The sequence below is a fragment of the Mycobacterium sp. 852002-51152_SCH6134967 genome (assembly GCF_001667105.1).
In the GTDB taxonomy this organism is placed as follows: Bacteria; Actinomycetota; Actinomycetes; order Mycobacteriales; family Mycobacteriaceae; genus Mycobacterium; species Mycobacterium neumannii_A.
This window is the reverse complement of sequence record NZ_LZIK01000011.1, coordinates 87,110-98,876: the sequence shown is the minus strand read 5'-3', so window position 1 is coordinate 98,876 and position 11,767 is coordinate 87,110. Positions and strand designations below refer to the sequence as shown.

Annotated in this window: 13 protein-coding genes; 5 read left to right on the top strand and 8 right to left on the bottom strand. The window is 66.1% G+C overall.

Features of this window, described 5'->3' with window-relative positions:
- Positions 1-21: 21 nt before the first annotated feature.
- From ipdE1 to fadA6, 4 genes are all read left to right on the top strand, one after another.
- A complete protein-coding gene (gene ipdE1, locus A5790_RS02315) occupies positions 22-1,173 on the top strand; it encodes an acyl-CoA dehydrogenase IpdE1 (RefSeq protein ID WP_066841147.1) in 1,152 nt (383 codons plus the stop codon).
- Positions 1,170-1,958: a (5R,7aS)-5-hydroxy-7a-methyl-1-oxo-2,3,5,6,7,7a-hexahydro-1H-indene-carboxyl-CoA reductase gene (gene ipdF, locus A5790_RS02310; protein WP_066841145.1), complete on the top strand. Its 789-nt coding sequence runs from the start codon at positions 1,170-1,172 to the stop codon at positions 1,956-1,958. Before ipdE1 ends, ipdF begins: the two co-directional genes overlap by 4 nt.
- 262 nt (positions 1,959-2,220) lie before the next feature.
- A complete protein-coding gene (kstR2, locus tag A5790_RS02305; protein ID WP_082961544.1) occupies positions 2,221-2,823 on the top strand; it encodes a TetR family transcriptional regulator KstR2 in 603 nt (200 codons plus the stop codon).
- A gap of 7 nt (positions 2,824-2,830) precedes the next feature.
- Positions 2,831-3,988, top strand: coding sequence for a steroid 3-ketoacyl-CoA thiolase FadA6 (fadA6, locus tag A5790_RS02300; protein ID WP_066841141.1), 1,158 nt, complete (start codon positions 2,831-2,833; stop codon positions 3,986-3,988).
- Here fadA6 and A5790_RS02295 read toward each other — a convergent pair.
- Genes A5790_RS02295 through echA20 form a run of 8 tightly spaced genes read right to left on the bottom strand, consistent with a single transcriptional unit; the run spans position 3,985 to position 10,926 of the window.
- Positions 3,985-4,845, bottom strand: a complete 861-nt coding sequence (locus tag A5790_RS02295; RefSeq protein WP_231987576.1) for a hypothetical protein — start codon at positions 4,843-4,845, stop codon at positions 3,985-3,987. The two genes, fadA6 and A5790_RS02295, sit on opposite strands and share 4 nt — an antisense overlap.
- 45 nt (positions 4,846-4,890) lie before the next feature.
- Entirely contained in the window at positions 4,891-6,006 is a 1,116-nt protein-coding gene (locus A5790_RS02290) for an NDMA-dependent alcohol dehydrogenase (RefSeq protein ID WP_066841136.1), read from the bottom strand.
- A 57-nt stretch (positions 6,007-6,063) separates the two neighbouring features.
- A complete protein-coding gene (locus A5790_RS02285; RefSeq protein WP_066841135.1) occupies positions 6,064-6,789 on the bottom strand; it encodes a hypothetical protein in 726 nt (241 codons plus the stop codon).
- On the bottom strand, positions 6,786-7,439 hold the full coding sequence (locus A5790_RS02280; RefSeq protein ID WP_156656282.1) for a SatD family protein: 654 nt from the start codon (positions 7,437-7,439) through the stop codon (positions 6,786-6,788). The genes A5790_RS02285 and A5790_RS02280 overlap by 4 nt, the downstream gene beginning before the upstream one ends.
- A 43-nt stretch (positions 7,440-7,482) precedes the next feature.
- Entirely contained in the window at positions 7,483-8,559 is a 1,077-nt protein-coding gene (gene ipdC / locus A5790_RS02275) for a (3aS,4S,5R,7aS)-5-hydroxy-7a-methyl-1-oxo-octahydro-1H-indene-4-carboxyl-CoA dehydrogenase (RefSeq protein WP_066841133.1), read from the bottom strand.
- The gene (gene ipdB / locus A5790_RS02270) at positions 8,556-9,302 is read right to left on the bottom strand and encodes a cholesterol ring-cleaving hydrolase subunit IpdB (protein ID WP_064419314.1); all 747 of its coding nucleotides are present in this window, start codon (positions 9,300-9,302) and stop codon (positions 8,556-8,558) included. The genes ipdC and ipdB overlap by 4 nt, the downstream gene beginning before the upstream one ends.
- Positions 9,299-10,174, bottom strand: a complete 876-nt coding sequence (gene ipdA / locus A5790_RS02265; protein ID WP_066841131.1) for a cholesterol ring-cleaving hydrolase subunit IpdA — start codon at positions 10,172-10,174, stop codon at positions 9,299-9,301. Before ipdA ends, ipdB begins: the two co-directional genes overlap by 4 nt.
- On the bottom strand, positions 10,171-10,926 hold the full coding sequence (gene echA20 / locus A5790_RS02260) for a (7aS)-7a-methyl-1,5-dioxo-2,3,5,6,7,7a-hexahydro-1H-indene-carboxyl-CoA hydrolase (RefSeq protein ID WP_066841129.1): 756 nt from the start codon (positions 10,924-10,926) through the stop codon (positions 10,171-10,173). Before echA20 ends, ipdA begins: the two co-directional genes overlap by 4 nt.
- Before the next feature lie 82 nt (positions 10,927-11,008).
- Here echA20 and A5790_RS02255 point away from each other — a divergent pair, with 82 nt between their 5' ends.
- A complete protein-coding gene (locus A5790_RS02255) occupies positions 11,009-11,764 on the top strand; it encodes an SDR family oxidoreductase (RefSeq protein ID WP_066841252.1) in 756 nt (251 codons plus the stop codon).
- The last annotated feature ends 3 nt before the right edge of the window (positions 11,765-11,767 follow it).

Sequence of the window (11,767 nt, the reverse complement as noted above, 5' to 3'; positions counted from 1 at the left end):
TTGGTAGGTTAGCCTACAAGGGTGATTGAGGTCGAGGAGTTCCGGGCCGAGGTCCGCGACTGGCTCGCCGACAACCTCGTCGGGGAGTACGCCGCACTCAAGGGCCTCGGCGGGCCGGGCCGAGAACACGAAGCATTCGAGGAACGCCGAGCGTGGAACCAGCATCTGGCGGCGGCCGGACTGACATGCCTGGGCTGGCCCGAAGAGCACGGCGGTCGCGGTCTGTCGGTGGCGCACCGGGTGGCGTTCTACGAGGAGTACGCGATTGCGAACGCTCCTGCGAAGGTCAACCACTTCGGTGAGGAGTTGCTGGGACCGACGTTAATCGCGTACGGCACCCCCGAGCAGCAGAAGCGCTTCCTGCCGAAGATCCTCGACGTGACCGAGTTGTGGTGCCAGGGCTACTCCGAACCGGGTGCCGGCAGCGACCTCGCCAACGTGTCCACGACCGCCGAACTCGACGGCGACCAGTGGGTGGTCAACGGGCAGAAGGTGTGGACCTCGCTCGCGCACTGGGCGCAGTGGTGCTTCGTCGTCGCCCGCACAGAGAAGGGCTCCAAGCGGCACGCCGGTCTGTCGTATCTGCTGGTGCCGCTGGATCAACCGGGCGTGGAGATTCGCCCCATCGTGCAGCTGACCGGCGACTCGGAGTTCAACGAGGTTTTCTTCGACGACGCCCGCACGGATGCGTCGCTGGTGGTCGGCGAACCGGGTGACGGCTGGCGGGTCGCGATGGGCACGCTGACGTTCGAGCGCGGGGTGTCGACGCTGGGCCAGCAGATCGAGTACGCCCGCGAGCTCTCCGGTGTGGCGGAGTTGGCGAAACGCACTGGCGCAGCGGATGATCCGTTGGTCAGGGAGCGATTGGCGCGGTCGTGGGCCGGCCTGCGGACGATGCGGTCGTACGCACTGGCGACCATGGACGTCGAGCAGCCGGGTCAAGACAACGTTTCGAAGCTGTTGTGGGCCAACTGGCATCGCGAGCTCGGCGAGATCGCGATGGACGTGCTCGGCCGCGAGGGTCTGACGCTGACCGACGGCGACTTCAGTGAGTGGCAGCGGCTGTACCTGTTCTCGCGGGCGGACACGATCTACGGCGGGTCCAACGAGGTGCAGCGCAACATCATCGCCGAGCGGGTGCTCGGTCTCCCCCGAGAGGTCAGGCCTTCGTGAACCTGTCAGAAGCCCCGAAAGAGATTGAGGGACACGGCCTGCTGACCGGCAAGGTGGTCGTCGTGACGGCGGCTGCGGGCACCGGCATCGGGGCCGCGGTGGCACGCCGGGCGCTGCTCGAGGGCGCCGACGTGGTTGTCTCCGACCATCACGAGCGGCGCCTCGGCGAGGCCCGCGATCAGTTGCTCGAACTCGGGTTGGGGCGGGTCGAAAGTGTCGTATGCGACGTGACCTCCACCGCACAGGTGGATGCGTTGATCGCATCTACGACGGCGCGGATGGGCCGACTGGACGTCATGGTCAACAATGCCGGCCTCGGCGGGCAGACCCCCGTCGTCGACATGACAGACGAAGAGTGGGACCGCGTCCTCAACGTCACGCTGACGTCGGTGATGCGTGCGACGCGGGCGGCGTTGCGGTACTTCCGCGACGCCGACCACGGCGGCGTGATCGTCAACAACGCCAGCGTGTTGGGTTGGCGCGCACAGCATTCACAGTCGCACTACGCCGCAGCCAAGGCCGGGGTGATGGCGCTGACTCGGTGCAGTGCGATCGAGGCCGTCGAGTACGGGGTGCGAATCAATGCGGTCTCACCGAGCATCGCGCGGCACAAGTTCCTCGAGAAGACCAGCAGCGCGGATCTGTTGGACCGGTTGTCGGAGGGCGAGGCGTTCGGCCGCGCGGCCGAGCCGTGGGAGGTCGCCGCGACGATCGCATTCTTGGCCAGTGACTACTCCAGTTATCTGACTGGAGAAGTGATTTCGGTGTCGAGTCAACGGGCCTAGGTGGTAGTCCGACCGTCGACAGCCCGACGCGCCGGCTTTGTAGGATCCCAGATACACCATCGCGATGACACCCAGGGTCAGCACGGTCACCAGGGCGAGCTGCACTTTCTGTCCGGCCGCGATGGGTCGGTGGGCCAACGCATCGCGATATCCGAGGGAGAAGGCGCTGAATAAGACGATGGCGCCCATACCGACCGGCTCGCCAACCGGGACGCAAGTAGCCAAGCAAGCGCTTGGTTGATATCATGTGTCGGTGGATCAGGTGCCACAGAAGCAGCCGGCGAGTCAGCCGCCGACACGCCGCGCCGAGCTACTCGAGCTCGCCGCGACGATGTTCGCCGAGCGAGGCCTGCGCGCGACGACGGTGCGCGATATCGCCGACTCCGCGGGCATCCTCTCAGGCAGCCTGTATCACCACTTCTCATCGAAGGAAGAAATGGTCGACGAAGTCCTGCGGGGTTTCCTCGACTGGTTGTTCACGCGCTACCAGGAGATCGTCGACACCGAACCCAACCCGCTGGAGCGCCTCAAGGGTCTGTTCATGACCTCGTTCGAGGCGATCGAGCACCGGCACGCGCAGGTCGTCATCTATCAGGACGAGGCCAAGCGGTTGTCCGGGCAGGAGCGGTTCTCCTACGTGGAGCAGCGCAACAAAGAACAACGCAAGATGTGGCTGGACCTGCTCAACCAGGGTGTCGAAGAGGGCTACTTCCGGCCCGACATCGACGTTGATCTGGTGTACCGGTTCATCCGCGACACCACCTGGGTTTCAGTCCGCTGGTATCAGCCGGGCGGACCGCTCACAGCCGAAGAGGTCGGCCGTCAGTATCTCGCTATCGTTCTTGGTGGCATCACGAAAAAATGAGGAAACCATGACTCCAACATCGCAGGCTTACGTCATCGACGCGGTTCGCACCGCAGTCGGCAAGCGCAACGGATCGCTGGCCGGTGTGCATCCCGTGGATCTGGGCGCTGCCGCATGGCGGGGCCTGTTCGACCGCGTCGAAGTCGATCCCGGCGCCGTCGACGACGTCATCGCCGGTTGCGTCGATGCCATCGGTCCGCAGGCCGGCAACATCGCCCGGCTTTCGTGGCTGGCGGCCGGCTACCCGGAAGAGGTGCCGGGCGTCACCGTCGACCGACAGTGCGGGTCCAGCCAGCAGGCTGTTTCCTTTGGCGCACAAGCGATCATGTCTGGAACGGCCGACCTCATCGTCGCCGGCGGTATGCAGAACATGAGCCAGATCCCGATCTCGTCGGCGATGACCGTGGCCGAGCAGTTCGGCTTCACCTCGCCGACAAACGAATCCAAGAGCTGGCTGCACCGCTACGGCGATCAGGAGATCTCACAGTTCCGCGGCGCCGAGCTGATCGCGGAGAAGTGGGACATTTCGCGCGAGGAGATGGAGCAGTACTCGCTGACGAGCCACGAACGGGCACAAGAGGCGATCCGCTCCGGTTACTTCGAGAACGAGATCATTGCGGTCGACGGGTTCGCCACCGACGAGGGTCCTCGCGACACCTCGCTGGAGAAGATGGCCGGCCTCAAGACCCTGGTCGACGGCGGCCGGCTGACCGCCGCGATGGCCAGCCAGATCTCCGACGGCGCCAGTGCGGTGCTGCTCGCCTCCGAGCAGGCCGTCAAGGACCACGGACTCAAGCCCCGCGCCCGCATCCACCACATCAGCGCCCGCGGCGCCGACCCGGTGTTCATGTTGACCGGGCCGATTCCGGCAACGGAGTACGCGTTGAAGAAGACGGGCCTGTCGATCGAGGACATCGACACCGTCGAGATCAACGAAGCCTTCGCGCCGGTCGTGATGGCCTGGCTCAAGGAGACCGGCGCAGACCCCGCGAAGGTCAACCCCAGCGGCGGCGCGATCGCGCTCGGTCATCCGCTGGGTGCGACGGGTGCGAAGTTGTTCGCGACGATGCTGAACACGTTGGAGCGCACCGGCGGTCGCTACGGCCTGCAGACGATGTGCGAAGGCGGCGGCACCGCCAACGTCACGATCATCGAGCGCCTCTAGGCCTCCCGCGGCCTCGCACTGTCGCCCTCGACGAGCTCTCGCATCGCCGCAAACCCGTCATGGCGGTGCGCACCGAGCGCCCACACCACGGCGATCACGGGCAACAGTGCGAAGGCCGCCCACCAGTTCGCACCGGCCGGCAGTAGATCGGCGATCACTTCCGCTCGTGGCGTTCCGTTCACGTCGGCCGGCAGCCACTCGTTGAGCAGGACCGCCAGCATGCGGGAGGTCTGGAACGGCCCGACGCTGGTCGCGATAATCCAGCTGGCACAGGAGATCCCAAGCGACCACGGCCATGCCAGCAGCAATGATTGTCTGTCGACCAGTTCGGCGGCGCAGCGCACGGTCTCGGCAAGGTAGGCAACGCCGAGCGCAGCCAGGAGCACTCCGATCTGCGCGGTGAGCAGGTCGTTGACCACCGGATGCGCCAGCTCGTCGTCGGGCCGCGTCGGCAGCCCGATCGCCAGGGCGATGAGGCCGGCCACCAATGCGAGCGTCGCCAGGCGCGCGGCCGTATCGCTGACGCGGTCGAACGAGTCGACGACGGTACGAATCACCAACCGTGACGCCGTAGCCGGCGCGGTTCGATACACGACCACCAGCACGAGACCGGACACCACGATGGCGATCAACCACGTCATCACAGCCGTGCCCACAGCCGTCAGGGCCAGCGATCCCAGAAGCGGAACCAGCACGTCGTCAGTGCTGACGCTACTGCGAATGACGATCAGCGGCACGGCGCCGAACGCCACCGCACCCGCCAAACCCAGGACCAACGGGACCGTGAATCGCGTGAGATCGGCGGGATTGAGGTCCAGCTTGCGATTGCGGACGGCGTTAGTCTCGGTGCTCAGCACCGACCGCACATGCGACAGCCAGCGCACTATGCCTCCGGCATCACGTCAGTGGTCGTGGATGATCACGCCGCGGATGTTGCGCCCCGCGAGCATGTCGTCGTAACCCTCGTTGATGTCGTTGAGTTTGTATTCGGCAGTGACGGTTTCGTCGAGCAGAAGCTTGCCGTCGCGGTAGAGGTTGAGGAGCCGCGGGATGTCGGCGCGCGGATTGGCCTCGCCGTAGAGGCTGCCCAGCAGGCGCTTCTGGAACAGCGTCATCATCGCCATCGACAGCGTCGGCGTGACGTCGGCCATCGACGCGATCGCCGTCATCACAACCGCACCGCCCTTGCGGATGATGTTGAGCGCTTCGTCGATCATCCGCCCTTCGAGCACGCCCATGGTCAGCAGCGCGGAGTCGGCCATCACGCCGCGGGTGAGCTCGGCGACCAGTTCCATCGCCTCCGGCATGGAGGTCACGAAGTGGGTGGCGCCGAACCCGAAAGCTTTCTCCCGCTTGCTCTCTACGAGGTCGACGACCACGATGTGTTCCGCTCCGGCCAGCCGCGCACCTTGAATTGCGCCGCTGCCGATCCCGCCGCACCCGATGATCACGACCGTGTCACCCGGGCTGACGTCTGCGGTGTTGACGGCCGAACCCCACCCCGTCATCACCCCGCAGCCCAACAGGCAGGCCCGGGCCAGTGGCAGATCGTCGTCGATCTTGACGACCGATGCCTCCGACAGCGTGCCGAACTGCGAGAAGCTGCCGATGCCCGACAAGACGCCGACGTCCTGACCGCGGACCTTGCGTCGGTATGTGCCGTCGGCCTGCAGGCCAATCAGGATCAGCGCGCCGAGGTCACACAGGTTCTGATGTCCGCTGGCGCACCAACGGCAGCGTCCGCACGCCGGCAGGAACGACGTGACGACGTGGTCACCGACGTTGAGGTCGCGCACGCCGGGACCGACTTCCACGACGACGCCCGCGCCCTCGTGGCCACCGATGATCGGCAGCGGCACATCGGCGAAATCACCCGTGACGACATGGTGGTCCGAGTGGCACAGCCCGGTGGCCTCGAAGGAGATGAGGACCTCGCCCTCCTTTGGGCCATCGAGGTCGATCTCCTCGATGCTCCACGGCTCGTTGAGTCCCCACAGAACGGCGGCGTTGGTCTTCATGGGCGCGAGTGTAGGAAACGTGGGGCCGGATTACGGGCGAATCGAAAGGCTTACTGTTCAGTGCGCGAGAGCCAGGCCGCCGAGCGCGACGATCCAGCTGGCGAAGCTGCCGACGAGGAAGTACTCGGTCACTTCGTCGATTCCGATTCCTCCGTTTTCGCGTGCCTTCTGAGCGTTGATCTCCGGGAATCGGATGATGCTCTTGGCGGCGACGACGGCCGTGGCCGCGGCGAGCTGGCCTGCCAGGCCCAGCCCGAGGATGAGCACCCGCTCCATCGGACCGAGGAGCCGCCCGCCCTTCAACCGGTCCGAGGCCTGCGGCTCGCCCGTCGGTTTGACCGAGCCGACAGAGCCAAGCACCAAGCGCACCAACTGATTCCCGGTTACGAGTTGCATCAGCATCACACCGACGATCATCAAGAGCCGGTCGGGGGACACCGCGATGCCGACCCAGTCCGGCCACCGCGCCGCCACACCTGCCACCTCCGAACCCCAGCCCGAGAGCAGGATCAGCACCCCGAGCGCACCGCCGAACACGACCAGCGGGGCGATCTGTCGGCGTCCGGTGCGTTCGGCTCGCGCGCTCAGCACCACCCAGCCGACGCCGGCCACCGCCGCCACGACGAGCAGCACGATGTCGCCCCGCCGCCACAACCCGGCCATCGCCGCGCAACCGATCACGACCAGGGGTGCCGCCGCGGCGGATAGCCACACGCGATCGACGAGCCGCCGAAGGACATCGGCGACACCGATCGCGATCAGCAGCACCGCGACCGCGCTCATGGCACGTCCCGCAGATACTGCGCCGCGAGCAGGATGAGGTCCAACCCGTCGCGGCCCGCGCGTTGGGATACCGCCGACGCGCTTATGCCCTCGTCCGCCGCGATGTCCTTCTTGGTCTTGCCAGTCAACAGTCCCTTCACAATCCTCAATGAGCGGTCATCGAGCGATCCAATCAGATGGTCCCGACACAGCAGCGCGGCGTTGATCGCGTCGAGGTCGCGGCGGCTCTCGCCTTCGGCCCGAAACGACGTGCGCACCAAGGCCAGCCCCGGTTGGCGTTGCGCGGAGGCGGTCCACTCGATCGCTTCGCGGGCAGCCCACCACCCCGGCCCGTCCTGGATCCCGGAAGCCGCATCCAATACGGTCACTGAACCCCAGCCGACACCGAATCGAACGTCGATCCCGGGCGCGACGGCCAGCCGAATGACGAACGCCGCTTCGATCGCCGCGCCGACCGTTCGATAGCTGCCCTGGAACTCATCACCGACCGTGAATGCGGGTGCGTCGATGGCGTCGCCGGTGGCGTCGACGAGCGCCTTATCGAGTGCACGATGCGTGGCGGCGCGATCGGCCACGTGGCGTGAGCCGATCACGTCGCCGATCAATGTGGCGCGCGAGCGCGGTGAAGGGGACCGCTTCAGTGCTGACACATGAAGATTATAGCTTCACTATCACAGAATTAAGTGATATCCTTCACTCGATGTAGCCGCTGGCCTGTCGCAGGTGCTTGACCGCATCGGCAACGATCGTCTCGATCAGTTCCGCACACGACGGCAGATCGTCCAGGATGCCTGCGACCTGGCCGGAGGCCAGTACCCCCGCGTCCGTATTGCCCTCGACCAAACCGGCTTTGAGCAACATCGGGGTGTTGGCGGCCATGACCACCTGCGACCAGGTCAACTCCTTGCCGTGCCGCATCACCAGGCCGTCGCGGATCATCGACCGCCATGTCATACCCGACATCTTCTTGAACTTCTGCGCGTTTCGGACGGCCGCGGAGAATCCCCGAAGTCGTGATCCGCTCTCCAGCTTCTCGACCAGGCCGGTGCGCAGCACGCGGTGCGGCATCCCGTCGACACGGGTCGATACGACGGTGCCGTCCAAGCCCGATTCCAGGTAGCGGCGCTTGACCGCATCCGGCACCGTGGAGTCCGACGTCAGCAGGAATCGGGTGCCCATCGCGACTCCGGCCGCGCCGTAGGACAGCGCCGCCGCCAGCCCGCGGCCGTCGAAGAAGCCACCGGCCGCAATGACCGGGATCTCGACAGTGTCCAGCACCGACGGCAACAACAATGTCGTCGCGATCGGCCCCGTGTGGCCGCCGCCTTCACCGCCCTGCACGATCACCGCGTCGGCGCCCCAGCCCGCCACCTTCTTGGCGTGCTTGGCCAGGCCGACCGACGGAATCACCACGACGCCGGCGTCTTTGAGCTTGGCGATCAGATCGGGTTTGGGTGCCAGGGCGAATGAGGCGACCTTGACGCCCTCGCGGATCAACAGGTCGATGCGTTCTCCGGCATCTCCCGCGTCAGCGCGGATGTTGATGCCGAAAGGCTTGTCTGTGGTGCTTTTGACCTTGGTGACCGCCGTCTGCAGTTCCTCGAGCGTCATGGTCGCCGACGCAAGGATTCCCAGGCCGCCGGCGTTCGACGTCGCCGAGACCAGCCGTGCACCCGCGACCCAGCCCATGCCGGTCTGGACCACTGGATGTTCGATACCGATGAGCTCGGTCAGCGGTGTGCGAAGTGTCGGCTTACCCGGTGTGCTCACCGGATTTCCTTGTCCCGCAGTCCCTTGGGGTCGATCACCTCGCGGATCAGCCTCTGCTCGTCGTCGGTGGGGAGCCGGGTCTGCTCGGCCGAGTCCAGCCCGTGCACCTCGAACGAGGTGTTCTCGGCGACCTGTTCGGGCTCGATACCGGGATGCAGTGACACGGCCCGCATCTGATGATCGGGGCCGTTGAAGTCGAACACACCGAGGTTCGTGATCACCCGGTACACGTTGACGAACCGGTACGCCGGGTTGTCGGGATCGATTTTGTCCCAACCGATACCGGAGACGATGTCGACGGATTCACCGAACACGCGCGTCGAGTGGTTGCCCACCCAGTAACTCGTCGCGTGGTTGATGGTGTTGCCCGGTGCCCCGCGCACACCGAACATCTGGCGGGTCGGATGCTGCAGCGGCCCGAACGCCGACAGGTTCTGGTTGCCGTAGCGGTCGATCTGGTTGGCGCCCATGACCACATGGCGCCGACCCCAGGCCAGCGTCTCGAAGACCCGACCGAACGGCATCCAACCTTCGATCGCCCCCGCGGCGCCGAGTGCGGGCGTGTCGGCGAGCAGGCGCGCCTCACCGTCGGTCAGCAGGATGTCGGGGGAGAAGGTCAGCCGGGCCAGTCGGGCGCCGATCGAGACCATGGTCGTCATCGGGCTGACCATGATCTCACCAGCGTCGCGGAACAATTCGGCGCAGGCGACGGCGCACACTTCGGCACGGGATACCGACATCATTGATCCTCCTGCAGCTTGCGCACCGCAGCCTGGTAGTCGGCCTCGGTGCCGGACAGATAGGTCTGCACGAACTCCTGCCACGACTCCTCGGATTTCGCCGCTTCGGCGTAGTGGCGCTGGAACTTCTCGTCGCGACGGTAGTCAGGCTCGGCCGTCGTGAAGTGCGCACCGTTGGGTGCCTCGACGACGGTGTCGACCATCATCCGGTTGATCAGAAGCGCCTGCGGCGGAACGGCCTTGACCAGTTCGTCGGTCGGAACCACTTGCTCGACCGACAGGAACCGGCGTTCGGCCGCCATCAGGTACAGATCGTCGAAGTAGGGGTCGATGCCGGTGTAGGCAGCATTGCCCGCAGCGTCGCCGAGATTCATGTGGACGAACGCGGCGTCCAACGTGAGCGCGGGCATCGCGACGAGTTCTTCGTAGGCCTCGCCGGTGGGGTAGGGGGACCGCACGGTCTTCAGCTCGTCGCCCCAGAACGCGCGGACGTCGCTGCCCAGCCCGGCCCGGATCGGGAGAAACGGCAGTCGCTGGGCCGCGGCCTGCAGCCCGCATCGAAGCATGCCCTCGTCCATCTCGCGGGCCTCGATCGCGCCGGTGGTGCGCGCCTTGGCGAACCACGGGTCGTAGAACGGCGGCGAGTCGAGCGACACGAAGCCGTAGTAGGCACGTTTCACCTTGCCCGCCGAGCACAGCAGCCCGAGGTCGGGCCCGCCGTAGGTGACGACCGTGAGGTCGGTGACGTCAGTGCGCAGCAGCGCCCGCACGAACGCCATCGGCTTACGCCGAGAACCCCAGCCGCCGATTCCGATGGTCATCCCACTGCGAATCTGCGAGACGGCGTCGTCGAGAGTTGTTCTCTTGTCGCTCATTTGGATCCCTTGTCGGTGCCTGCGAATGCGTCGCGGTGCTCGTCTGACACGCCTGCGAGGTTCAGCTCGAACGTGAAGCCCTGCTCCATGCGGTAGCTGGAGTTCACCCTCTGTACGTCGATCAAGTTCAGCGCCTCCTTGGCCGCCCGGATCACCCGGGTGTCCTTGGCGGCGATGTCGCGCGCGACGCGCAGCGCGGCCTCGTCGAGTTGATCGCGGGGAACCACCTCATGCACCGAGCCGAAGTGGTGCAGCGTCGCCGCATCGACCGTGGCGGCGGTGAAGAACAACCGGCGCATCATGTGCTGGGGCACCAAACGCGACAGGTGCGTCGCCGCGCCGAGCGCGCCACGCTCGACCTCGGGCAGGCCGAAGGTCGCGTCGTCCGAGGCGACGATGACGTCGGCGTTGCCGACCAAACCGATGCCGCCCCCGACGCAGAATCCGTTGACGGCGGCGACCACCGGGACCGCACACTCGTAGACCGCCTTGAACGCCGCATAGCAGCCGCGGTTGGCGTCGATCAGCGCGGTGAAGCCCTCCGTGCGCTGCATCTCCTTGATGTCGACACCGGCGTTGAAGCCTCGGCCGGTGGCGCGCAGGATCACGACATGCGTTTCCGGATCGGCTCCCGCCTTGGTGATCTCGTCGGCGAGTTCGAACCAGCCGCGCGACGGAATCGCGTTGACCGGCGGGTAGTCGACGGTGACCGAGACGATTCCCGGTTCGGTGATGGTCGAGTTGATAGTCATCTGAGCTCCCGAGCACTTCCTGGGTCCGGTAGGAAAGCAAGCACTTGCTTGGTACGCTAGCACAGTGACCGACCTGCAAGACATGAACCTCGGCCTCGACGGCAGGGTGGTGCTGGTGACCGGCGGTGTGCGCGGGGTTGGCGCCGGCATCAGCGCCGTGTTCGCCGATCAGGGCGCCACCGTCGTCACGTGCGCCCGCCGGCCAGTCGAGGGCCTGCCGTACGAGTTCCACGCCTGCGATGTGCGTGACGACGACGCGGTCGCCGCTCTGGTCGAGACCGTCGCTGAGCGTCACGGTCGTATCGACGTGGTGATCAACAATGCCGGCGGATCGCCGTACGTGCTCGCCGCGGAGTCGTCGGCCAAGTTCAGCCGCAAGATCGTCGAACTCAATCTTTTGGGGCCGCTTTCGGTGTCCACCCACGCGAATGCGCGGATGCAGAAGCAGGAACGTGGCGGGTCGATCATCAACATCGCCAGCGTGAGCGGGCGCAGGCCCACGCCGGGCACCGCACCCTACGGGGCGGCCAAAGCCGGCATGGAAAGCCTCACCTCCACGTTGGCGGTCGAGTGGGCGCCGAAGGTTCGCGTCAACTCGGTCGTGGTCGGGATGGTTGAGACCGAACAGTCCGAACTCTTCTACGGCGATGCGGATTCCATCGCGGCGATCTCGCGCAACGTCCCGCTGGGCCGGCTCGCCAAACCGGCGGACGTGGGTTGGGCGGCGGCATTCCTGGCCTCCGACGCGGCGTCATACATCAGCGGCGCATCGCTTGAAGTGCACGGCGGCGGCGAGCCGCCGCACTACCTCGCAACCACCACTGCCGATATCAAATAGTCA

Coding starts and splice junctions, on each gene's coding strand:
- echA20 (WP_066841129.1), bottom strand. CDS start 10,926: ATGACTATCAACTCGACCATCACCGAACCGGGAATCGTCTCGGTCACC.
- ipdB (WP_064419314.1), bottom strand. CDS start 9,302: ATGATGTCGGTATCCCGTGCCGAAGTGTGCGCCGTCGCCTGCGCCGAA.
- ipdA (WP_066841131.1), bottom strand. CDS start 10,174: ATGAGCGACAAGAGAACAACTCTCGACGACGCCGTCTCGCAGATTCGC.
- fadA6 (WP_066841141.1), top strand. CDS start 2,831: ATGACTCCAACATCGCAGGCTTACGTCATCGACGCGGTTCGCACCGCA.
- A5790_RS02255 (WP_066841252.1), top strand. CDS start 11,009: ATGAACCTCGGCCTCGACGGCAGGGTGGTGCTGGTGACCGGCGGTGTG.
- A5790_RS02290 (WP_066841136.1), bottom strand. CDS start 6,006: ATGAAGACCAACGCCGCCGTTCTGTGGGGACTCAACGAGCCGTGGAGC.
- A5790_RS02285 (WP_066841135.1), bottom strand. CDS start 6,789: ATGAGCGCGGTCGCGGTGCTGCTGATCGCGATCGGTGTCGCCGATGTC.